This is a genomic window from Pedobacter suwonensis (assembly GCF_044762335.1).
Classification (GTDB): Bacteria; Bacteroidota; Bacteroidia; order Sphingobacteriales; family Sphingobacteriaceae; genus Pedobacter.
In genome coordinates this window covers 339,178-362,654 of record NZ_JBIWEB010000003.1, presented here as the reverse complement: position 1 = coordinate 362,654, position 23,477 = coordinate 339,178, and the positions used below count along the sequence as shown (strand labels likewise).

At 41.8% G+C, this 23,477-nt stretch carries 15 protein-coding genes; 7 read left to right on the top strand and 8 right to left on the bottom strand.

Annotated elements, in window-relative coordinates:
• Window positions 1-317: 317 nt before the first annotated feature.
• From ACIQXP_RS07415 to ACIQXP_RS07385, 7 genes are all read right to left on the bottom strand, one after another.
• Window positions 318-1,451, bottom strand: a complete 1,134-nt coding sequence (locus ACIQXP_RS07415) for a redoxin domain-containing protein (RefSeq protein ID WP_387504940.1) — start codon at window positions 1,449-1,451, stop codon at window positions 318-320.
• Between the two features lie 24 nt (window positions 1,452-1,475).
• Complete coding sequence (locus ACIQXP_RS07410) at window positions 1,476-2,612, bottom strand: TlpA disulfide reductase family protein (RefSeq protein WP_293743030.1); 1,137 nt, start codon at window positions 2,610-2,612, stop codon at window positions 1,476-1,478.
• A gap of 32 nt (window positions 2,613-2,644) precedes the next feature.
• Window positions 2,645-3,613 (bottom strand): BT_3987 domain-containing protein, encoded by a 969-nt coding sequence (locus ACIQXP_RS07405; protein WP_387504941.1) that lies wholly within the window; start codon window positions 3,611-3,613, stop codon window positions 2,645-2,647.
• A gap of 17 nt (window positions 3,614-3,630) precedes the next feature.
• The gene (locus ACIQXP_RS07400; RefSeq protein WP_387504942.1) at window positions 3,631-5,001 is read right to left on the bottom strand and encodes a RagB/SusD family nutrient uptake outer membrane protein; all 1,371 of its coding nucleotides are present in this window, start codon (window positions 4,999-5,001) and stop codon (window positions 3,631-3,633) included.
• A 10-nt stretch (window positions 5,002-5,011) separates the two neighbouring features.
• Window positions 5,012-8,563: a SusC/RagA family TonB-linked outer membrane protein gene (locus tag ACIQXP_RS07395; protein WP_387504943.1), complete on the bottom strand. Its 3,552-nt coding sequence runs from the start codon at window positions 8,561-8,563 to the stop codon at window positions 5,012-5,014.
• A gap of 388 nt (window positions 8,564-8,951) precedes the next feature.
• On the bottom strand, window positions 8,952-10,127 hold the full coding sequence (locus tag ACIQXP_RS07390) for a FecR family protein (protein WP_387504944.1): 1,176 nt from the start codon (window positions 10,125-10,127) through the stop codon (window positions 8,952-8,954).
• A gap of 92 nt (window positions 10,128-10,219) precedes the next feature.
• Window positions 10,220-10,828: an RNA polymerase sigma factor gene (locus ACIQXP_RS07385; RefSeq protein WP_387504945.1), complete on the bottom strand. Its 609-nt coding sequence runs from the start codon at window positions 10,826-10,828 to the stop codon at window positions 10,220-10,222.
• Between the two features lie 375 nt (window positions 10,829-11,203).
• On the opposite strand from ACIQXP_RS07385, the gene ACIQXP_RS07380 reads away from it, so the two are divergent.
• Window positions 11,204-12,697 (top strand): alpha-amylase, encoded by a 1,494-nt coding sequence (locus ACIQXP_RS07380; protein ID WP_293743024.1) that lies wholly within the window; start codon window positions 11,204-11,206, stop codon window positions 12,695-12,697.
• 185 nt (window positions 12,698-12,882) lie between these two features.
• Here the strand turns inward: ACIQXP_RS07380 and ACIQXP_RS07375 are convergent, their stop codons facing one another.
• The gene (locus ACIQXP_RS07375) at window positions 12,883-13,377 is read right to left on the bottom strand and encodes a nucleoside deaminase (RefSeq protein WP_293743023.1); all 495 of its coding nucleotides are present in this window, start codon (window positions 13,375-13,377) and stop codon (window positions 12,883-12,885) included.
• Window positions 13,378-13,920: 543 nt separating this feature from the next.
• Here ACIQXP_RS07375 and ACIQXP_RS07370 point away from each other — a divergent pair.
• The 6 genes from ACIQXP_RS07370 (at window position 13,921) to ACIQXP_RS07345 (ending at window position 23,406) form a co-directional block, all read left to right on the top strand.
• Window positions 13,921-14,271 carry a helix-turn-helix domain-containing protein gene (locus ACIQXP_RS07370; protein WP_293743022.1) on the top strand — a complete coding sequence of 117 codons (351 nt, stop codon included), beginning with the start codon at window positions 13,921-13,923 and terminating at the stop codon, window positions 14,269-14,271.
• Window positions 14,272-14,302: 31 nt separating this feature from the next.
• Window positions 14,303-14,719 (top strand): VOC family protein, encoded by a 417-nt coding sequence (locus tag ACIQXP_RS07365; RefSeq protein ID WP_293743021.1) that lies wholly within the window; start codon window positions 14,303-14,305, stop codon window positions 14,717-14,719.
• Window positions 14,720-15,808: 1,089 nt separating this feature from the next.
• Complete coding sequence (locus tag ACIQXP_RS07360) at window positions 15,809-17,194, top strand: IPT/TIG domain-containing protein (protein ID WP_387504947.1); 1,386 nt, start codon at window positions 15,809-15,811, stop codon at window positions 17,192-17,194.
• 21 nt (window positions 17,195-17,215) lie between these two features.
• The gene (locus ACIQXP_RS07355) at window positions 17,216-20,296 is read left to right on the top strand and encodes a SusC/RagA family TonB-linked outer membrane protein (protein ID WP_293743019.1); all 3,081 of its coding nucleotides are present in this window, start codon (window positions 17,216-17,218) and stop codon (window positions 20,294-20,296) included.
• 3 nt (window positions 20,297-20,299) lie between these two features.
• Window positions 20,300-22,387, top strand: coding sequence for a RagB/SusD family nutrient uptake outer membrane protein (locus ACIQXP_RS07350; protein WP_387504948.1), 2,088 nt, complete (start codon window positions 20,300-20,302; stop codon window positions 22,385-22,387).
• A gap of 20 nt (window positions 22,388-22,407) precedes the next feature.
• Window positions 22,408-23,406: a DUF4973 domain-containing protein gene (locus tag ACIQXP_RS07345; RefSeq protein WP_387504949.1), complete on the top strand. Its 999-nt coding sequence runs from the start codon at window positions 22,408-22,410 to the stop codon at window positions 23,404-23,406.
• Window positions 23,407-23,477: the final 71 nt, after the last annotated feature.

The following is a 23,477-nucleotide window of genomic DNA, read 5'->3' as shown; positions in this document are numbered from 1 at the left end:
CTCATTTTGGTATGAAGTTTTTGTTTATGATCCTCTTTGGTTTAAAGGTCGATCAGCAGAAGGGGGATAATTGGGATCATTGTAATTCCTCCGTTTCTTTCCCTATACCTTGATCTGCTATGGCAAAGGCCCGGTTAATTTTTTTGCATATCGCATGCTAAACTTTTAGCGCAATATTACCTGCCCAATGTAAGACCTTGCCATATCTGCTTATTAAACTAATTTCAGTCTGACCAGCCTTTGTATTTAATTTTTTTGAAGGCCAGGGTATAAGATCCTGACCTCCTTTACAAATCCCGTCTGCAGGTATTTTATCCCTATTTGATAAAGCCCGCTATTTTTTTATTTACATCTTCGCCCCTTAAATCTTTTGCAATTACTTTTCCGGCCGGATCAATCAGTACGTTTTGGGGAATGGCCGTAATACCGAAGCGCACAGCTACTTCTGTCTTAAAACCTTTTACATCGCTCACTTGTGTCCAGGGCAATTTGTCCTGCTCAACAGCTCTCATCCAGGCCGCCTTTGTATCATCCAGCGAGACGCCCACAATTTCAAAATTTTTATCTTTTAATTCATGATACGCTTTTAACAAAAATGGATTTTCCGCACGGCAGGGTACGCACCAGCTGGCCCAGAAATCAACAAGTACATACTTTCCTTTGAGTGAAGATAACTTGAATTCTTTTCCATCTTTGTCTGGCAAGGTAAAATCAATCAATCTGCCTACTGCAAATTGTTTTGCCTTTTCATACTTATCAGTAATTTTTTTTCCAGTAAAGCTGGCGAGTACCCGGGGCGTTAAGATTTGATAATAAGGATCAAATTTAACCACATCAATTACCGCCATTTTATTTTGGTGAATCAGATCTGCAGTCACATAAGAATCCGGATGATTAAAAATAAATGAATCCAGGGCAGCTTCAATTTTGGCATGTACAGGCTTTGCTTCTGCCTGTATCTTTTTAATTTCTACCGAATCTTTCACTTTTGCGTAATAAACCTTTGCAAATCGCTCGCTAATTTCTTTAAATTGAGCAATTAACCTGGCTGTTTTTGCATTGTATTGATTATATTCTTCCTGTGCCTTTGTGCCGGTAATGCGGGCATTGGCCATGCTATCAATACCCTTTACTGTTGTTGTTCCTTTTTCAAGATAGAAATCGCTAAAATCAGGATTTGTTCTTTTTAAAGAATTTTGCTTAATCGCTTTTAATTCGAGATAGGCTTTGTTTCCGAAAGCGGTGGTGCCCTTAAACGTGAATTTTCCGTTAGTTAACACTGTGCTGTCTACAACGCTTTTGCCGTTATCGTTGATAAAGGTTAACAATACCATTTTCTCCGTTCCGACTTTAGGCAATGTACCGTTAATGGTAAATTTATCTTGTGCCATTGTTTTGCCGGTAGCAAGGCAGGTGAACAGGACAAAAATGTTTATCAGATTAGTTTTCATAGTTTTTTTAATCTATTTTTTCGGTTAATTGATGATTTTTTTGAGCTGATCCAGTAAGTTTTCGCCGCGAAGATTTTTCGCTACAATTACGCCTTGAGGATCAACCAAAACATTTTGTGGTACAGAATTAATTCCGTACATCATGGCAACTTCGTTTTTCCAGCCTTTTAGATCACTGACGTGGATCCATGGCATGCCATCGTTTTTAACCGCCTCTTCCCATACCTTTTGTCCTCCAGGGTAATCGAGTGAAACGCTAACGATCTCGAAGTTCTTATCCCTGAGGGCGCTATAGGCTTTTACTACATTTGGATTTTCTGCACGGCAGGGAAGGCACCAGCTTGCCCAAAAATCGATCAATACATATTTCCCTTTTAACGAGGAAAGTTTAAATGGTTTTCCATTGATATCATTTTGGGTAAAGTCAGTCACTTTTGAGCCAGTTTGACGTCTTTTTCCAATTTCAATTTTTTCGACCGTTTTTTTACCTAGTGGCGATGATTTTAACTCAGGAGAGAATCTATGGAACAAAGGCTCTACTTTTGCTGCTTCAAACTTGTTATCAAGTACATACATATTATAAGCATATAAGCCAGCGAATGAATTCAGGTGGTCTTCAGCGAATTTCATATTTATTGCTCTGTTTTGAGCGACCAGTTTTTGGATGCTATCGGCTGCCATTTTGCGCTCTGCAACCGTTTTCAGGTAAGTTCCATCAGTAGCTTTCTTGCCATATTCCCTTTGCAGCATCATTATTTTTGCCGTTACCTCACTGATCATCGCCTCTCGCTCGCTATTTTCGCGATCAACTACAGAACCGCTCACGTTTGCATTTTTAATGGAATCTGTCGCATCTAGCCTAATCGCAGCATTTTCCAGGAAAAAACCTTTAGTATCGCCATGTGTTGCGCTTTGTTTCAAGCGGAGTGGCTTAATGGCGATCAGTGCCTGTTGCGGTTCGTTAACACGCCCGTAAAACTCAAATTTTCCATTTTTAATTTCAGTAGAATCGGTTTCTTTCCATTTATCTGCCTGAAGCGTCACCAGGTAAGCCTTTGCCGGTTCTTTTAAGGCAGGAATATTTCCGGTGATGGTATAGTTTTTTTGGGCTGCTACCACGATAGGTAATACCATTAAGATTGAAATCAGTAATTTTTTCATGTTTATTATTTTTAAATAAAAGGATTCTTCTATCAGTTCCTCAAAACAATTCCGCCCACAAAACCTACGCTGTAGCTGGTACCTGATTGAACAAATGGTGTGGCCGTTAAAATGGTGAAACGCAAATATCTTGCAGTGGTTAATGCAGGTAAGTTAATGGTCTGTCTTCTGGTCGCGTTGGTTACATCCACGGCATAGATACCTTTATCTGTCCAGATAGTGCCATTGCTGCTCGTTTCTACCTTAGCAGAGGTGGTATAGCCTCCGGTTGTTGGTGTTACAACCGTCGGAATAAAGTAATCTAAGCCAGAAAATGTAATTTCCCTGGCAAAGTCTGCGGTTACAAATTGTGGTAGGGAAGCTGTTGTAGCACTTAGCCAATAGGTCCCGGTTGTATTGGCATCTACCGCTCGTCCTGCACTGTTTGCACCGCCTGTTGAAGAGGCTGTAGCAGTAAGGGTAAAACCGGTATGGTCTACATAAAGTGCATCACCAGTATTAAATACATAATAAACAACTTTTCGTGTCTTCGGATCCTGATTTTGCCCGTCTATTGATGTAATGGTAACGGGTAGCACATAGGCACTAAACTTTTTGAGGGTAGTTTGGAAACCAAGATTTAATACTGCAGCCTCTGAAACATTTGTTCCAGCAGGGATAGCCACAGTTGGTTTGTAAAAGAGATAACTTGTTGTAGGGAGCAATAGCGCACCACTGCCATACTTTGCTCTATAATCGTTGATTTTACTGGTATCAGGTGCGAAGGTAACATAGTGTATACCAGAGGAGCTGCTGCCTTCTAAAGTAGCTTTTATCTCTACGCTAACTACAGCAGTATTTTTAATGTCCAGCGGTCTTGACACAACGTCTGACGTTGCTGGCAGATCAAAGGCAACAAGCCCGCCAGGGAGTGGCTCGCGGTTTACCTGATCTTTTTTACATGACAGATAAAGCATGATGACCGTGCAGATTGCCAGTATATTAAAGTTTGATATCTTCATTTTCTGAGTTTTAGTGGTTATGGATTCTGTACCATGTCTGGGTTATACGCCAATACTTGCACTGGTATTTGAAGTGTATATTTGTTGCTGTGTGGTTCAAGCGTGGCAATGACAACGTTTTGCGCATTAATTCTGGTTACGGAAGGCATTTTGTTTTCCATGTCTAATCTTCGCATATCAAACCAGCGAAGGCCGTGAAAAGGTAATTCCCTTCTGCGTTCTGCCAGTACCTCATCCAATATCACCTTTTGGCTTTCTGAGTTGAAATCTCTGCTGGAGATCGGTGTACCCGTAAGTCGATTTCTACGAACTTCATTCAGGTGGCCGAGCGCAACCGTCAAATTGTTGGCTCTTGCTGCACCTTCAGCAGCAATTAAATGCATTTCCTGCACTGTGGTACCCGTATTGGTGAGTTGAAAGGCCGGGGTAACTGCGGCAGCATAAAATTGAGTTGATCCCCTAACGTTGCTTGCCCAATTCAGGTATAGCACAGTCTTTCTTGCATCGTTCGCAGCGAACGTACTCTTTAATTCCTGAGCCAGGGGCAATCCAGCGGCATTTGTGCCTTTACCGTAGATCACATCAGGATGTGATACAACATTTAAGGTAGTTGGAAAACCTGATGGTGTCGTTAAATCGATCATGGTTGCGCGGGTGTTTGTCAAAGCCAGCTCTGCATAACGCAGCGCTTCAGTATATTCTCTCCTATAAAGGTAAACCCTGGCCAGCACACTGTATGCCGCGGCCTTTGAACCTCTAAACCTGGCGTTGCTGTTATCAGCCGGCAGATTGGGAATTGCCTCATTAATGTCGTTGATGATATGTTGATAAATTTCAGCGGATGTACTTCTTGGCGGCGCTTTTTGACTCACATTATCAGAGGTTACATAAGGTACTGCCAAGTCAGTGGCCGCCGTTGCAGGATCATAAGGTTTTGCATACTCGTTTACGAGGTAAAAGTAAGAATGTGCACGGCCGAGTAATGCTTCCGCTTTCAGGCTGTTCTTTTGTGATTCGGTACCACCTTGGGCAGCTTCTATACCTATCAAAACCGTATTGTATAGGCTAATTCTACGGTAGTGGTCGCCCCAGAGATAGGTTACTGAAGTGATATCTGTGGTGAATTGGGGTGCCCAGGTATAAATCAAATCTGCCAGAGAAGTGGGTGGATTACCGACATTTGGCAAATCGATATTGTCTGTCATGTAATTCAGGATATTGGTTTCCGTTTCAGTGGTGAAAACCGTGCTATTTAACCAAAGGTCATAGTCGTTTGTTGTTTTCAGCAATTGCTTTCCCTTCGGTTCAACATCCAGGTATTTGTCGCAACCGCTTAAAAGCAAGCCTGAAATAAGCGACAACAGGCCTATATATGTAAAGATCTTCATTAGTATAATTTTAGAAGTTAGTGAATAAACCCAGTGTATAGGTCGGGGTTACGTATGATTTAGCGTAACTTCCGGTACCCGGACTATAGTTGTAACGGTTAAATCCAACCGTGTAGAGGTTTGAAGCCTGAGCTTTTATCTCGAAATTTTTGAAGCCGGCCTTTTTTATAAAATTGAGGTCGTTCAAACGATAGGAAACCGTAATATCTCCGATGGTCAGATAATCGCCATGTACCACGTAATTGCTATTGTATCGATAAGCCCAAGATGGGTTTGCACTATTCAGGTCAACCAGATTGGGGATATCTGTTTTGAATTCATCGCCCGCAACCCGCCAGAAATTATTTGAGCCTTCTAAAGGCCTCAGGTCGGCCGGACTAGGTCTGGGTACACGTACTTTAAATCCCCCATAGTAATTAACCATGGCGAAGAAATAAAAATTGCCCACGTCTACACGGTTACTCAACCCGGCATTGATACTTGGAACCGTAGTTCCAGAATATTGTACCAATCCGGAATCTTTATTTGACATGGCAATCACCAACGGATTGGTTGTGCTGCTGGTATTGACCACATATTCAGCGCCTTTCGGATCTAAAATAATAGGATGTCCTTCGTTATTTAGGCCTTTGGTGTTATAAGAGAACATTGCACCTACAGGATAACCACTTACAAAGCCCAGTACATCTATTATTTGGGGGTCGTAGCGGCCGGTTCGATAAACATCAAGTACTTTGCTGCTATTCTTGCCAATCACCACACCCGTGTTCCAGTTAAAGTTTTTGTTAGCTATCCAATCAGCCTTAAGACTGAATTCCAATCCATTATTTCTGATGCTGGCATAATTGACCAAAGCTGATGGAGCACCCAAAGTTGGATCAATGGATGAGTTTCCCATTACATCAGTTGTTTTCTTGGTATAATAGTCTATGCTGCCGCTTATATTTTTAAAAACGTTAAAATCAAGCCCAAGGTTAAAGTTTGCAGTTTGTTCCCAGCGTAGCCCGGTGTTGGCGTTCGATACCAATATCAGGGAGCTCAGTGTTGGGGTATTTTGTGTATTATTTTGAGCCTGCGCAATAACCTGTGGAAGCGAAAGCTTCGCTACGTTTCCATTAAAGCCAAAAGCACTCCGCAACTTTAATTGGTGAAGCCAGTTAAGCTTGCTCAAGAGGCTCTCCTGGTGGATATTCCAGGCTGCACCCACCGACCATAAGGGCTTGTATTTATATTTAGGGTCGCTACCAAAGAGGTTGGATTGATCGATACGAATACTGCCCGATAATGAATATTTATTTTTAAAGGAATAAACCACGTTGGAGAAAGCAGATAAAAACCGATCCTCGTTATAGGATTGGTTAAAGAAGTCAGTCAGTTGTCCGAGTGTATTGTTCGTAACCAGTGTGCCGCGTACTGCAGCTAAGCCGCCAAAAATGGAAGCATAATCTACCGGTTGTTGCAACAAGCTTTGGTCGTTGTAACCAAAGTAAGAAGCTAAATTACCTTTGCTTATGATATTTCGTAATTCGCCCCCGGCTATGGCATTAAATGAATGATTCCCGATTATTTTATTGAAATTCAACTGGGTACGGGCAGTATATCCGGTATTGGTGGCATTTTGCTGCCGAAGGAAATCTCCATCAGGCAGATTTCTTTTGAAGGCCAGCGAGGCATTGGCGGTTGTAGGCGTAACCGTATAGTTATTCACCCAGGCATTCACTTCTGAAGAACCGCGCCCGGCTAAATGCCTGATTTCTGACCTGGAGGTTTCATATACTCCTCCAAACAGAAGATTAAAGCCCTTTCCAAGGTTGTAGTTAAAGTTAGCAATGGTTTTACTGTTCAATGTTTGCGTTTTATCATTCACTAACTGGGCATCAATCAGCGGATAATAGTTCTGGTCTAACAAACCCTGGGATAAAAGTACGGTATTGAATACAGGGGCATAACTTTTCGAAATGATAGGAGCGGGATTGCCGTTCACATCTTCATAACGTTCGTAACCTGCAAAATCGGCTGGACCAGGTACAGGTGCGCCATTCGAACGTTGTTCCTGGTATTCGGTGGTGAGCTCAAGGCTCAGTTTTCTGCCCAACTTCAGTGTGGTACGGCCCGTTAGTAAAAATCTGTTATTGTCGTTTAAAATTTTATTGTCCCGGTTGTTGGTATAATTGGCCGTAATGTAATACAATGCACTGGGCGTACCACCAGAAACGTTTAAGGTATTGGTCTGCGTTGCCGCAGTTCTTAGGAATAATCGGCTATAATCATTCAGGTTGTCATAATTTGCCAGTTCTGCAAATGAGCTTTCGGCCTGTTCAGGGGTAATAATACCAGCAGCAAGCTGTGCCTGGATGTAGTAAGGAGTAGAGCGCCTAACATTTCCACCTACACCCGATGCCGTTCCATATAAGGAAGACCAGCTTGTTGGTGTGATAATTAGCGCTTGTCTTTCCCTGAGGTAGCTGGCATTAATGGCTGATGCCTGTGGATCCCATCGGTAACGGCCATAATTTTCCTCGGGTCTTAAACCTAGTGTCGTTCTGAAATTGAACTGTGCTGCTCCGGGATTGGCCTGTTTTCTTTCGATAATGATTACACCGTTGGATGCCCTTACACCGTATATGGTTGCTGAAGCCGCATCTTTAAGGATGGTAACAGATTTGATCTCATTGGGATCGATCATTTCCAGTGTTAATTCCGTCGGATAACCATCAACAACGATTAAAGGACTTTGGTTAGCCGACATGGTGGAAATACCACGGATATTAAACAGCGGCCGTGTTGATTGTCCGCTGCCTGGTACCGTGCTCGTAAACTGTACGTCGTTATTGATTAGCAATCCAGGCAATCTGTTTACCAATCCGTCCAGGAAATTAGAACTTACCCTCGATTCGTATTCTTTTGTGCCGAGTTGAGCAACCGAACCGGTACTCTGTTCTGGTTTTATCCTCTGGTAACCGGTGTTTACGGTAACCGCTACGTCCTCTAATTTGCCAACATCAACGCCTAGTCTGATCACACCAAGATCTTTTGCGGCTTTAATATCTTTAGTCGTGTACCCAATATAACTAATAAGCAGAATGGCATCTTCATTAACATTCTGAAGCAAAAAAGTACCATCAGCTCCGGTACGCGTAAATTGTTTTTGACCCTTCACCATGATGTTGGCACCAGCCAGCGGACTTCCTGTGAGTTCGTCTATTACTTTTCCTGTTACGGTGATGGACAGTAATCGCTCGAAGATATTTTCAAAAATAGTTTTTGGCTTGGACTTCAATGTTACCGTGTTGTTGTTGATTTCGTATGCAATGGGTTGACTTTCGAAAATCTGTTCCAATACCTTTTTGAAGTCTGCATTTTGCACCTTTATGGTAACCGCTTTTGCATCGTCCAGTAAATCGCCAGGCACTACAAAATTGTACCCGCTCTGTATACGAAGGCTTTTAATTATCTCTTCCAGCGAGGCCTTTGACTTGTCTAAGCTGATTTTCTGAGCAAAGCCGGCGGCACTTACCTGCACCATCACGGCTATTAAAATTACGGTGGTTAATCGCATCATCAGCCAAATTTTATGGATATACCTGGGCATATCCGGTTTAATTTTTAGTTTTTTTAACACATTATTTAGGTTGCGACAGGGACTTAACGGTACAATGAAATACCATCAATATTGCTTTAGTGCGCATTATTGTCTAAGTTTGGTTGTCTGGTTAATGCATGATGCAATTGTCAGTTTAACTTTAGCATCTGCAAATCGTTGATAATTTTTTCGAGGCCAGTATCTACCATATCCTGACTGCAATCAGGGTATGGTTACCTCCAAGTTAAATGTTGTTTAGTATGGCTTTAGTATCATTCCTTTCGTTAGTTTAAGTTTGTTTGGTGGTTAATTGATTATTAGTAATTAATTTTCTGTTATATGCAGCGGCTGATTTACCCGATTGCGATTATTGATAGACATACACCTTTCTTCCTTCGATTTTAAAATGCACATTTCCTGTGGCTTCGAGTGGAATCAATACTTGAGAAATATGGTCGAACCGTGATACGGATCCCCAAAACTTGCCGGAAGGAATTTCTTCTTTGTAGATGACCTCAACATCGTACCACCGGGCTATCATTCGCATAATTTCCATAATATCGAGGCGATCGAATGTAAAATTATTGCTTTTCCAGGCTACGGCAAAGTCCGTATCCACCTGGCTTAATCTGATCTCCCCGTTTAAAGTAGCAGCCTGGTATCCAGGAAGCAATATTCTGCTTTGAGCATGATCTGTAATTTTGACGCGACCTTCCAGCAAAGTTGTTCTATACGTTTTTTCATCAGCATAGGCATTAACGTTGAAATGCGTACCTAATACTTCAATCGTCTGCGTTCCACTTTCCACTAAAAAAGGGCGGGTTTTATCTTTTGCTACTTCAAAATAGGCTTCCCCTTTAAGCTGAACCCTACGTACACCCTTCTCTTTTAGCGTGCTATGATAGGTTAAACTCGAGGCGGCATTTAACCACACTTTTGTTTGATCCGGAAGGGTAAGGGTATAGGTTTGCCCCAAGGCTGTAGATAAGGTATGTAGATCTTGCTCATCATTTTTGTTTGGATGGCTTTGATATTGCAATTGTCCATCAGCAGTTTTTGAAATAACAATACCATTTTCCCTGATCGATTCGCCACGAACTATATTCGCTAAATTTATGGTTTTGCCGTTGGCTAATGTTAACGTTGCACCCACTTTACCCGGGGCGATATCATTTTGTGTTAAATGTTCGTAACTATGGGCGGTTTGCCTTGACATGAAATAATTGATTCCAAGGGTAAGGATTAAGATTGCTGCACCAGCCGTTAAAATCCGGGGCCACAGCCTGATGTGCTTTCTTTTTAATACACTTCGGTTAGGCTGGAAAGCTTGCTCTTTAATACGAATTAACGACTTTTCCCAGTTAGTTTCATATTTACCGGCAGGAGCGGTATGGTCTAACTCGGAGGCTAAAAGCTCACTAATTTCAACATCATGCCTGTCTGAACCAATGAGTTTGAAAAGCCGAAGGGTTTCTTCGGTTGTAGCCTCGCCACGGGTATATTTTGTAAAGAGTATTTCAATAGCGGATGGTTCTTTTTGCATTTGATGTCAATGTAGCCAGTGATTTATTTCTCGCTGTTTAATTGATGAGTACGATAACGGCTTAGATAGGACTATGCTTAACTATAAAAATTTTATAGTTTCCTGTTAATCAGGAAAATAATTATTAAACCTGGTAATGAAATATCCCGTTTGCTGAGAAATTCACGTACATACCTAAGGGAATGGACCATTTGATTTTTGACCGTGTTTTTAGAGATGTTTAGCCTGGTTGCAATCTGCTCATGACTAAGCCCCTCATTTCTGCTCAGCTCCCATATCAAACGGCGTTGATCAGGAAGTTGTGCAACGGCCTCTTTAATGACCTCGACGCTTTCGCGCAATACTATTTGTTCTTCGGTTTCGTTTCTGGGGGGGTCAATATAGCTGGTTATGCGCTGTAAAATCCGCTCGTCATTTGCAACCTTTTTGAGGTATTTCAAGGCCTGTCTGTTTGCGATACTGAAAAGATAAGCCGTGGGATGCTGTACGTTGGCAAATGCTTGTCTGTTGATCCATATCTGAACAAAAATCTCTTGAACCAATTCTTCGGCCAGTTCCGGAACTTTTACCAGTTTTTCAACATATGGAAATAACCGTTTTACATAATGGCGATAAATAATTTCGAAAGATTGCTCATCGCCAATAGCAAGTTTTGCAAAAAGCTCGGTCTCATTATGTAATTTCTGAATTATTTTACCCATTATTGGCCACTTCCCAAAATCAACTAGTAACTTGTTGCTAAGTTATCCAAAAAATCGAAAAACTTTGTGAAATGAGCAATAATTAGCTCAGCACTCTAAATAAATAATCAACTTTGTTTAATTTAGTGCCACTAATTAGTAGCTTATTGTACTTTTATTTCAGCCTGGGCGATCTGTTTAGGGTTATACAAAACACTAAATAAACGTTGTGGCCATTTCGGTATTCCACTATTCTATTTCCACGCTTGAACGGCATGGGTGTTAGTCATCTGTATCTCAAAACTGCCTATTACTAAACAAATTAATCAAGTCTTGGTGAATTTCAAAACAATAACACCATTTGCAAGGTATATGCTCTACTAAATTTGTTTAAAGATGGAAAATCATACGATGTTGCAGTACTTTGAATGGTACTATCCCAACGACGGCAGCCTTTGGAAAAAGGTACAACAAGATGCTGCTAAATTAAAAGAAATGGGGATAGACTCCATTTGGCTGCCTCCAGCGCATAAAGGTATGGATGGCAAAGATTCAACTGGTTATGATTCTTATGACTTATATGATCTTGGCGAGTTTGACCAAAAAGGAAGCATTGCCACTAAATATGGCACAAAAGCGGAATATCTGGGGGCGATTAAATCAGCGCAGCAGGCCGGTATAAATGTTTATGTAGATATTGTGCTGAACCATCTTGGTGGGGCAGATGACCATGAGCCGGTGATGGTACGCAAGGTAAACCCTGAAAACAGAAATGAATTCATCTCCGAACCATTTGAGATCGATGCTTATACCAAATTTACCTATCCGGGACGCGGAGGGAAATATTCTGAATTTCAATGGGATTTTCAATGTTTTACCGGTGTAGATTACGATGCCAGGACCCAGGAATCGGCGGTGTTCAGTATTCAAAATCAATATGGATCGGGATGGGAAGATGTTCTGGATACAGAAAATGGAAATTATGATTACCTGATGCTTACTGATATCGATTTTCGGAATCCTGCTGTAAGAGAAGAACTTAAACGTTGGGGGCTGTGGTTTTATCGAACTACCGGTTTTGATGGACTGCGTTTGGATGCGATTAAACACATGCCTGCTGATTTTTACAATGAATGGCTGGACTATCTTCGGGCTGAAACAGGAAAAGAACTATTTACAGTGGGAGAGTATTGGTCACCTTACGATCCGCAGGCTATGCTTGATTATATCGATGCTACCCAGGGCCGTATGTCGTTATTTGATGCGAGTCTTCAGGCAAATTTCTCTCATGCCAGTAAGGAAGGCGAACAATATGACCTGAGCACCATATTAAATGGATCACTGGTTTCAATGAGGCCAGAACTTGCCGTAACGTTGGTTGAAAACCACGATACCCAACCACTCCAATCACTGGAACAAACGGTAGAGCCATGGTTCAGGGCACATGCTTATGCCATCATTTTACTTCGTGAAGCAGGTTACCCTTGCGTTTTTTATGCAGATGTATATGGATCGGCTTATACCGACAAAGGAGACGATGGAAAAGACCATGAGGTAACCATGGCTGCACTACCTCAGCTGGAGGCGTTGCTACAGTTGAGAAAAACATTTGCTTATGGTTTTCAGCGAGATTATTTTGACCACCCGAGTTGCATTGGCTGGACACGTTCGGGAGATGAGGAACACCAGGGTTCGGGCCTTGCGGTGGTTTTATCAAACGGTGAAGCTGGGAATAAGCGTATGGAAATGGGCGCTGGGTTTGCAGGAAAGGTTTTTAGCGATTACCTGGGCCATTGCGACAGAGAAATTACCATCGGTGAGGATGGATGGGCAGAATTTTATTGTGAAGCAGGCTCGGTGTCTGTTTATACCCTGAAAGCAAATTTATAAATGTTAAGATCTGAAATCTCTTATTGATTTAAGATGTAATAATAGGTTACAGCATGCAGTGGTTTACTCCCCTCCTCATTAAGGAGGGGGGGAGTAACACGTTCTGGTTAATTAGTTTTACATGCTGTTTTATAGCAGCATCGATAGGGATTTTTAGCGTCTTAATTGCGACATTATTAAGTGAATTATAAAGATCCATCCTTAACTTTTTCTTCAAGCATTTGGCCTCCCGCGCGCCATTGCTCAAATGCTTTTATGGCTTCTCCGGGCATAATCCTTTCAAAGGCTATTGGTTGTTTTTCTATCGGTTCCTGTAAGGCATCCAAAATAAATTGATCACCAAAGCCTGCCCATTCTGCATCAGTTCTTGTATTTCCATAGTATACCTGCTTAATATTGGACCAGTATATGGCACTCAGGCACATTGGACAGGGCTCTGCGCTGGTATAGATCGTACAGCCTGACAGGTCGGCTTTTCCGATTTTTTTGGCTGCTTGCCTGATTGCGTTTATTTCTGCATGGGCAGTTGGATCACAGTCCCGTGTAACTGAATTGGCTTCAGCACTCAGGATCTTACCATCACGCACAATTAAAGCACCAAATGGACCTCCTTTTAACGATTGAAGGTTCTGTTCCGATAATGCAATGGCTTTTGCCATAAACTTTTTATGTATTTCCATCCTTAAACAACATTGATTTTTGTTATTGGTTTAGTAAAGCACTTATCGCTATTAACGAGGATTGGTATATGATGGGGATAATAGGAGAATAAAAATGATAGTTTTGCAATATATACCTGTTCCAGTTTAAGCGTGTATGTCGAAACATCAAATTTCATACCTTTCAAAGCGCCCCCCTGTAAGTTTAAACCACCTTATTGAAAGCATATGGATGGTGACAAATGATGTCGAGGAAAGTATAGATGGGATTATCTTTCCGGATGGAAAATAGACCTGTTCCTTTTTTTAGATCAGCAAGATCATTTTGAAATTTTTATTAGCGGCATTTGCGATGAGCCGATCATGAAACCTGCTTTTCCCAAATCACGTATGTTTGCCGTCAGTTTTTATCCGACAGCTGCAGAATACCTGTTTAAGCCGTCTTTCGCAGATCTCCGTAATAAAAAATATGTATTTGAAACCGATTTTATAGGCTTTTGCAAAGCGGATATGCACGACTTCTCAGCTTTCTATGATAAAACTTGCATAACGATTACTCGCCTGATGAACAAAAACATCGATCAACGCCGCTTAAGCCTATTTGAACTGATTAACCAAAATAACGGCGAAATTAAGGTAGAAGCAATGGCAACCGCTATCGGATGGACGGCCAGATCAATTAATCGTTATTTCAGCAAATGGCTTGGGATAACGCTAAAAACCTATATTGATATCATCAAATTTTCAAATGCGCTTAAACAATTAAAATCCGGAACTTTTTATCCCGAATTAGACTATGCAGACCAATCTCATTTTATCAAGACAGTGAAAAAATTTTCAGGATCGAAACCAACTGTATTGGTTTGGAATAAAAATGACCGATTTATACAATTGACCTTTATGGACCTTAGTTAATTTTGTATTGTAAATTAAAACGCAAAAAAATATGGAATTAAATCACATTAACCTGGTCGTAAAAGATGTAAATCGTGCTATTGAACTATTTCATAAACATTTAGACTTCGAATTGGTCACCAACCGCAATGGTAAAATGGCCGTGATGCAGAACAACAGAAATTTTGCGCTGGTTATCTGGGGACAGGTGCTGAACAACGAAGATAAACTACCAGATTATCCCGCTAATTTTCATATCGGATTTTATCAGGAAGATGAAGCCGCGGTGCACCAGGTATTTAACAACATTAAAAATGAAGCTTATGTTGTGATGGATGGTGAGCCCAGAAAGATTAGAAACACCTTCGGCTTTTATTTTTATTATGAAAATCTGATGATCGAGATAAGTATAAACCCTTTTAGTACTAACGCCAGCAAGCCGGTTGATTTTAATGAGCCATTAGCGTGACGAGATGACCCGTCTCCAAAATATGGAAAATGAACCAGTACAATTATTGTGCGTTTTTTGATTCCCAGTGTTAGTGTTAAGCCTTTGCTAAACAATTACTTAATTTCTAATTTTACTCGCCTCATCTGTCTCACGTTTTCCTCCAGACGTCATATCAATTTGAGCTGAATGATATCGTGCTGAATGTTAAAAAGCTATTTAAAAGAACTGGTTGTTTTAAGATAAACTGCTTTCAGATTTTTGCGGACCAATTACATTTGCAGCGAAATTGAAAAATAATGATAATTAAATAAGGCTACTTTGCTAAAAGTTGATACAAATCGACAAAATATTGAACAGATAATAAAATCACGATTCCTTTACTTTGATTTCAATTAACCAAATAGCAAACCTTACTGCAAGTTTTCAATAGGCAACACGATGCTTTTTGCAGTTTCAACATGTATTATGAGAAAACAAATATTTATTTCAGATAGCTGACCATCAATGGTTTAACTTAATATATTACTAACCAGGGAAACGAAAACTAAATTGATATGATGCTCAACAACTACCTATCTATTCTAAATACGTTTATAGTCCAGTAAAACTCAGCCAAATAGCTTCTTACGATAATTGCAAGGCCTAACCATCAACCATGCGTTTTACGGACTAAACGAATCATGCTAAAATTACTACCTGGCGCAAATTGACGTTAATCATTATCAAACGGTAATTTGTGTTTGGTAAACACAAATAGTTTGTTTTCGTAAAAACGTTTTAGTGTTTTTTTGATGTTCGCGGCTGCGACACCGCAGTCGCATTTTGGCAATCAGCAATCATATTTAGGCAAGATATATTGGGGCATTTAAACCTATTATCGGCACTTTATTTAAAGCCGGAAGGAATTTCTATGCCCGCAATTTTAGGCATGCAGTGTTTACTGCTTCGTAACCGCGACTACAATAATATCAAACAACATTTCCTTGAAATTGCCTGGTAAAGAATATATCATTAGCATACCTCGATGTAGGTAATCAACCTAACCACAAGTGGTTAACGATCTAAATTTATGCAAGCCGGTTTGAGCCGGAAAAGCGATAGGTATATATGAAAACAAAAAAAAATGTTAAAACTATGCGCTGGCAGATCCAATGGATGTTGCTCGGGCTGATTCTACTTTCTTTAGCGCGGTGTAAGCAAGAAAAATTGCAGCAGGAAGATGCTTATGATCCAGCTAAAGAAGTGCTGATTACTGATTTTTATCCAAAGCAAGGCGGAGTAGGGAATAACCTGGTTATTTATGGCAATAATTTCGGTAATGACATTTCGAAAATAAAGGTAACCATTGGTGGAAAAGTGGCTAAAGTTATCGGGGTAAAAAACAATAGTATTTATTGTGTCATTCCAGAAGAGGCCTATGATGGCGATATCAAAGTAACCATACTTGATGGCAATGACCAGGCACTTGCCCAGGCAATATCTAAAGAGGTGTTTGCTTATGCCCGCAAGTTACTGGTTTCTACCTTTCTAGGTAAATATTATCAGGTGGCTTCTAATTTTGAAGAAAAAGAAGGGCCATTTAATGATTGTGGTGCATTTAAAGGGATCACCTGGCTCACAATAGATCCGAAAAATCCTAATCGCCTATACTTTTCAGCAGATGTGAACAGTTGCCGCCTTATCGATTTTGAGAAGAAATATGTAAGTTATTTTAGGACAGACCTCGATAGGGTATCCATTATTAATTGGCGAATTGACGGCAACCAGGACATGATTGTTTCGCACAACCACTCCAGCGATACGAAAAATGGCAATTACATCTTTAGCCGCGAATCCAATTTTCTGCAAAAAAAAGCAATCGAGGTTTACGCCCGCGGGGTAAATGGAACCATGGTACACCCTCAGAATCGTGAACTTTATTATTCTAGGTTTAGGGCTGGCGATATCCGCAGATATGATTTTAATTCCAAAGAGGATAAGTTGGTATTTTCCAATCCTTATAGTGCCGTAGCCGTTTACATGGTGATGCACCCCTCGGGAGACTACGCCTATCTGGTTGAATACGACAAACATTTCATTATGCGTACCGATTATGATCGCGCCACTAAGACTTTTAAGACCCCCTATACCATTTGTGGGGCTGCAGGTACCGCCGGTTATGCCGATGGAATAGGCACAAATGCCAGATTGAATAACCCGGTGCAAGGGGTATTTGTGAAAAATCCTGATTATGAAGCTACGGGAGGAGACCAGTATGATTTCTATTTCTGCGACAAAGCCAACCATGCCATCCGCACCTTAACCCCACAGGGAAGGGTAAGCACCTTTGCCGGGCGTGGCAACAATGGAACAAGTGGTTACGCTGATGGCGATTTACGTACGGAAGCCCGTTTCAATAATCCCCAGGCCATTACCTATGATGAAACCAGGAAATGCTTTTATATCGGCGATACCGGGAACTGGCTTATCCGCAAAATAGCTAAAGAAGAATAATTTTAAAATACACCAGATATAATGATGAGATTTATTTTATTAACCTGCCTTTTGATGCTTGGAATTTCCATTAATATTCTGGCACAGGAGGTAATTGTAAAGGGTACGGTAACCGACGAGAAAAAACTGCCTATTCCGGGGGTAAGTATCTCGGTAAGCAACCTGCCTGGACTTGGGGCCATTACCGATGGTGAGGGAAGATTCAGTATCAAAATGCCCGCCTATCAAACCCTTGTATTTTCCTACGTGGGCTACGAAAAGAAAGAAGTGTTGGTAAAAGAACAACGAGTGGTAAACGTGACCTTGAAGGAATCAGATGCGAGTGTACTCAACGAAGTGGTGGTAACGGCTACCGGTGCTGAAAAAAAGATTGCCATTACCGGCGCTATTACCACGGTTAATGTCGATCAGCTAAAATCCAATCCGTCCACCTCAATGGCTGATGCACTCGCTGGGGTGGTACCAGGGATACAAGCCATGCAAACTTCAGGGCGGCCGGGCAGTATTTCCGAGTTCTGGGTGAGGAGCATCTCTACCTTTGGTGCCAGTAATGCGGCTTTGGTATTGATTGATGGTTTTGAACGGGATATGAACGAGATCAATGTGGAGGATGTGGAGTCCTTTTCCGTGTTAAAAGATGCTTCAGCAACCGCTATGTATGGCAGTAGAGGTGCAAATGGGGTAATCCTGATTAAAACCAAAAGGGGAAAGGAGGGTAAGGTAAATATCAATGCAAAAGTAGAAGGCTTTTACAACACACTCACTAAGCTTCCGGAGTTTGTTGATGGCTATACGTATGCATCTATGGCCAATGAAGCAAAAATTGTACGTAACCAGGAACCCCTATTCTCAAAGTCGGAACTCGAAATCCTGCGCCTGGGTCTCGATCCCGACCTCTTTCCGAATGTAAACTGGATGGATGTGGTGCTGCGAGATGCCGCCAAGAGTCAACGCAGTATGCTTAACCTGAGCGGGGGCGGAAAAACGGCACGCTACTATTTATCGGGAAGCTATCAGAACCAGCAAGGGATGTACAAGGTGGATGATGCCCTGAAAGATTACAATACCAATGCCAGTTTCAATAAATATACCTACCGTTTGAGCGTTGACATGGACATTACTAAATCTACCCTGTTAACCGTAGGGGTATCGGGTTCGCTGCGAAAACAAAACGACCCTGGAGTAGGTAGTGACGCCATCTGGACGGCGCTGATGGGTTATAATGCCATCACCTCACCACTGCGTTACTCGGATGGGAAAATCCCCGCCAGTGATGATGGCGACACTAATCCGGATAACGATATGGATCGTTTTAACCCTTGGGTACAGGGTACCATGACCGGTTATAACGAAAGCTGGAGCAACAACATTCAAACCACGTTAAACCTAAACCAGGGGCTCGATTTTATTACCAGGGGGCTCCGTTTTGTGGGCCGCTTTGGCTATGATACCTACAACAACAATTACATCAAACGCTATAAATTTCCGGAGCTTTGGAGTGCCAACCGTTACCGGAATACGGCAGGTGAGCTGGTGTTTAAACGGATTAAGGAAGAACAGAAAATGACACAAACGGCAGGTTCTGACGGCAACAAAAATGAGTTTTTTGAATGGGAAACACATTATAACCGAAGCATTGCCTCGCATAATTTTGGTGCTGTGATCAAATACACGCAGGCTTCCAGGGTATTTACCCAAAATATTGGTACCGATCTTAAAAACGGGATTGCCCGCCGAAACCAAGGTATGGCTGGGCGCGCAAATTACAACTGGAATTCGCGATACTATGTGGACTTTAATTTTGGATATACCGGTTCCGAAAATTTTCACAAAGATTATCGGTTCGGATTTTTTCCGGCCATTTCTGGCGCATGGAACGTAGGTGAGGAACCAGTGGTGAAAAAATTGGGCTGGGTGGATATGTTTAAAATACGCTATTCGTATGGCAAAACCGGGAATGATAATTTAGGCAATATTCGCTTTCCTTATCTCTACAGCTTAGAACAGATGACGGCAGGTGGTTATAATTTTGGGGACTACGATTCTTCAAATCCCTGGACAGGCATCCGTTATTCGTCGGTTGCCTCGCCAAATGTAACCTGGGAAGTAGCGACGAAACAGGATCTTGGAATTGATTATGCTTTATTCCACGATAAAATTAGCGGGACGGTAGATTATTTTAGGGAAAGTCGTGACGGGATTTACATGAGCCGGAATTTCTTACCGGGATTTGTAGGCCTGGAGAATAATCCATCGGCCAATGTAGGTAAGGTTAAAGCCCACGGATTTGATGGAAGTTTTACCTTCAAACAGAAGCTCAATAACGTTGATTTTACACTGCGCGGCAACGCTACTTATAGTAAAAATGAAATTATTGAAAGGGATGAAGAAAACACCATTTACAGCTATAAGCTTCAGGAAGGGCACCGGGTAGACCAGGCGAGGGGACTGATAGATTTAGGCTTGTTCACCGATTATAATGATATCCGTAACAGTCCGCGGCAAAGTTTTGGCGAAGTAATGCCAGGCGATATCAAATACAAGGATATTAATGGCGATGGCATTATTGATGATAACGATATTGTGGCTATTGGAGCAACTACCCGCCCTAATTTTACCTATGGCTTTGGCCTTTCAACAAGCTGGAAAGGGCTGGACATCAATGTGCATTTTCAGGGCGTAGGCAAATCAACTTATTTTATCAATGGCTCTTCGGTTTATATGTTCAGCTTAGGCCAGAACTGGGGAAATATTTTAAGCGAGATTGCCGATAGTAACCGTTGGACTTTAGGCGTCAATGAAGATCCCAATGCCGATTATCCGCGTTTAACGTATGGCCCAAATGCCAATAATTACAGGGCATCAACATTTTGGCTCAGGGATGGTTCCTATCTGCGTTTAAAAACATTGGATATCGGCTATTCATTACCTAAAACCCTGGTAAACAAGGCGCATCTAAACAATGTCCGTTTCTTTTTAATCGGCACCAACCTGCTTACCTTCAGTAAGTTTAAACTTTGGGATCCGGAGTTAGGAAGCTCAACCGGCAAAGTGTACCCACTGAGCAAAACACTATCATTAGGCGTATCAGTTAATTTATAAGCGATGAAGAATTTAAAAAAAACAATGGTGGCATTAAGCTTATTGATCGCTATTGTCACTATGAACGGGTGTAAGAAATTTCTCGACTCCGATTATCTTTTTGATGAAAGGCTAACCACGGAAGAGGTTTTTACCAACCCCGATTATGCAAACCGATGGCTTGCCCAAGCCTACTCTTTTTTAGGTAGCAACTACATGCAGGATGTAAGCAGCAAAAAAACGGTACCCTTTAATTTTGCTGATGACATGTATTATGGTGATGAAAGTGATGGCTATAAAAGATGGAAAAATGGGCAGTATACCGAAAACGGACTGAACGGTGAAAGCAAAGAAATATGGAATACAGCTTATAAAGGAATCAGGCAGGCATCTATTTTCATTAAAAACATCGATATCAATACCAAATTTACAGCAAAAGAAATTGCGGATTTAAAAGGGCAGGCCCGCTTTTTAAGGGCTTATTTTTATTGGATATTGCTGCGTACTTATGGTCCTGTACCGATTATAGCCAGCGAAGGTATCGATTATACCAAAGAGTATGATGATATCGCCCAACCACGAAATTCTTACGAAGAATGTGCGGTTTACCTGGCTGACGAGCTGGCGGAAGCCGCCAAAGGGCTATCTGCCCAGCAGGGTATACAACAGGTGGCCAGGCCAACACGCGGCGCGGCGCTCGCACTCAGGGCCAGGATATTATTATATGCCGCAAGTCCGTTAGCCAATGGAAAAGCCCCTGCAGAAGTAGCGGCAGCCATGGTAACCAAAGATGGCAAACCCTTACTTGCGCGCACTTACGATGAATCGAAATGGGCAAGAGCCGCTGCTGCGGCAAAAGATGTGATGGATTTAGGGCAGTACCGCTTGTATGTGGCCTATAAAAGAGCAACTGGAGATGCTGCTTACCCGGCAACGGTAACGCCACCTTTTGACAGTAATTTTTCTAACAGTAACTGGCCTTCTGGCTGGAGCGATATTGATCCTTTCGAATCTTACCGCTCTTTATTTAACGGAACTGTTCCGGCTTATCAAAATCCAGAACTGATTTTTACCCATGGCCAAAATCAGGGTGGTGAAGGCATTAATGTATTGGTATTACACCAGCTGCCGCGCCTGGAAGGAAAAGGCTATAACTCGCATGGCATGACCCAGAAGCAAGTAGATGCCTATTACATGAACAATGGTAGCGATATACCCGGTATGAACAGCATGTATGCAGGCAGGCCGGGTTACGAAGGTCGGTACAATTCGGCACCGAGGGCCTCTGGTTACGTAAAACAAGAAGAGTTGGCCAGCTATCCAGAATTGGGTCCGCTGGGCGTGGGCGTAAACAAACAGTTCGCCAGGCGCGAGCCCCGGTTTTATGCTTCGGTTTCGTATAATGGCTCAACCTGGAATTTATTGAACGCCGAGAGCGTAAAGGATGAAAAGAGTAATATGCAGATATTTTATTACAGGGGCGATCCCAATGGCTACAAAAATACTTCTTACTGGCCCCGAACAGGTGTGGGAATCAAAAAATATATCCATCCTGATGACATCAGTAACGTAGCAGTAACGGCTTACGATCAAAGCAGGATGAAGCAAAAGGTTGATCCCGCCATCCGTTATGCAGAGGTATTGTTGATCTATGCAGAAGCCTTAAATGAGCTGAATGGTTCTTACAGTATTCTTTCGTGGGATGGTAGCAGGACACATGCGATATCACGTAACGTTTCAGAAATGAAAAAGGGAATCCAGCCCATCCGTATCCGCGCCGGACTGGCTGACTATACCAGCCAGGTCTATGCTGATCCGAACCAGTTCCGCATAAAATTAAAAAGAGAACGGCAGATCGAATTTTTTGCGGAAGGGCAACGTTATTTTGATCTTCGCCGTTGGACGGATGCCCCCTCAGAAGAATCTGCGCCGGTTTATGGATACAACGCCTATGCCACCAAAGCACAGGCAGACCTTTTTCATACCGTGGTAGAAACGCCTTCTTTACCTTCCATTTTTACGCTTAAAATGTGGTTCTGGCCTATTCATTATGATGAATTAAAACGTAATAAATACCTCACCCAAAACCCGGGTTGGACAAATCCTGAATAACCCATTATCCTTAATAAACAATGAAACGTATATATCAACTAGTTTACATGATCATCACATTGATATGTTGTGTATCATGCCGTGATGAGTGGAAAGAAGAACAATTCGTCCAGATGGCATCATTTAAATCCAATCCAACTGCCCAGGGTGTAACCTGGTGTTACATCCGTTACAATGCCCAGGGTAAATTAAGATTTAACTTACCGGTTATTATCAGCGGCTCTACCCCAAACGTTAAAGACCGTACGATCCATATCGGTTTGGATCCTGATACCCTTTCCAAACTGAATCAGGAACAGTATGGCCATCGCCAGGAATTGTATTTCAGGCAACTGGATAAAAATTATTACACGATGCCGCAACGTATAACGGCGCCTGCAGGGGTAAGCACGGTTACCATACCGATTGATTTTACCTTAGGTAACCTTGATCAGGCTGATAAATGGGTATTGCCCCTGCAGATCTTAAGCGATCCTGCTTACGATTATCAGGCGAATCCAAATAAATATTATCGGAGAACAATGTTGCGCATTACTCCTTTTAACGATTACTCTGGCGAATATGGCGGTACCTTGTACAAAATATTTTTAGAGGGAGATACTGAGCCTTTAACCTTGAATACCCATAGGACGTTTGTAGTAGATGATAAAACCATTTTTCTCTATGCGGGGATCAGGGATATAGATTACCTCGACCGCAAAAATTACAAGGTCTTCATCAAGTTTACCGATGAAAAGATAGATCTTCAAAAGAAGAAACTGGAAATCTGGAGCGATAACACGGCGAACAATAAATTCAAGGTGGGGGCTACAGTTTCTTACTATACCAGAGATGAGGCTATGGATCCGAAGCTACCTTATTTAAAGCATGTTTACACCACGCTTTACCTGTCTTATGAGTTCGAAGATTATACCACTGTACCCGGTCAAAGGCTGAAATATAAAGTAGAGGGCACATTATCGATGCAGCGTGATCTGAATACCCTCATACCAGACGAAGATCAGCAGATTCAATGGTAGGGGTCTTAATTAGATCCCGCTAAAATGGAGTTATATGTATGGATGGTCGGTGTCTCACCGACCATCTATAC

Coding starts and splice junctions, on each gene's coding strand:
- ACIQXP_RS07415 (WP_387504940.1), bottom strand. CDS start 1,451: ATGAAAACTAATCTGATAAACATTTTTGTCCTGTTCACCTGCCTTGCT.
- ACIQXP_RS07410 (WP_293743030.1), bottom strand. CDS start 2,612: ATGAAAAAATTACTGATTTCAATCTTAATGGTATTACCTATCGTGGTA.
- ACIQXP_RS07405 (WP_387504941.1), bottom strand. CDS start 3,613: ATGAAGATATCAAACTTTAATATACTGGCAATCTGCACGGTCATCATG.
- ACIQXP_RS07400 (WP_387504942.1), bottom strand. CDS start 5,001: ATGAAGATCTTTACATATATAGGCCTGTTGTCGCTTATTTCAGGCTTG.
- ACIQXP_RS07395 (WP_387504943.1), bottom strand. CDS start 8,563: ATGATGCGATTAACCACCGTAATTTTAATAGCCGTGATGGTGCAGGTA.
- ACIQXP_RS07390 (WP_387504944.1), bottom strand. CDS start 10,127: ATGCAAAAAGAACCATCCGCTATTGAAATACTCTTTACAAAATATACC.
- ACIQXP_RS07385 (WP_387504945.1), bottom strand. CDS start 10,828: ATGGGTAAAATAATTCAGAAATTACATAATGAGACCGAGCTTTTTGCA.
- ACIQXP_RS07380 (WP_293743024.1), top strand. CDS start 11,204: ATGGAAAATCATACGATGTTGCAGTACTTTGAATGGTACTATCCCAAC.
- ACIQXP_RS07375 (WP_293743023.1), bottom strand. CDS start 13,377: ATGGAAATACATAAAAAGTTTATGGCAAAAGCCATTGCATTATCGGAA.
- ACIQXP_RS07370 (WP_293743022.1), top strand. CDS start 13,921: ATGAACAAAAACATCGATCAACGCCGCTTAAGCCTATTTGAACTGATT.
- ACIQXP_RS07365 (WP_293743021.1), top strand. CDS start 14,303: ATGGAATTAAATCACATTAACCTGGTCGTAAAAGATGTAAATCGTGCT.
- ACIQXP_RS07360 (WP_387504947.1), top strand. CDS start 15,809: ATGAAAACAAAAAAAAATGTTAAAACTATGCGCTGGCAGATCCAATGG.
- ACIQXP_RS07355 (WP_293743019.1), top strand. CDS start 17,216: ATGATGAGATTTATTTTATTAACCTGCCTTTTGATGCTTGGAATTTCC.
- ACIQXP_RS07350 (WP_387504948.1), top strand. CDS start 20,300: ATGAAGAATTTAAAAAAAACAATGGTGGCATTAAGCTTATTGATCGCT.
- ACIQXP_RS07345 (WP_387504949.1), top strand. CDS start 22,408: ATGAAACGTATATATCAACTAGTTTACATGATCATCACATTGATATGT.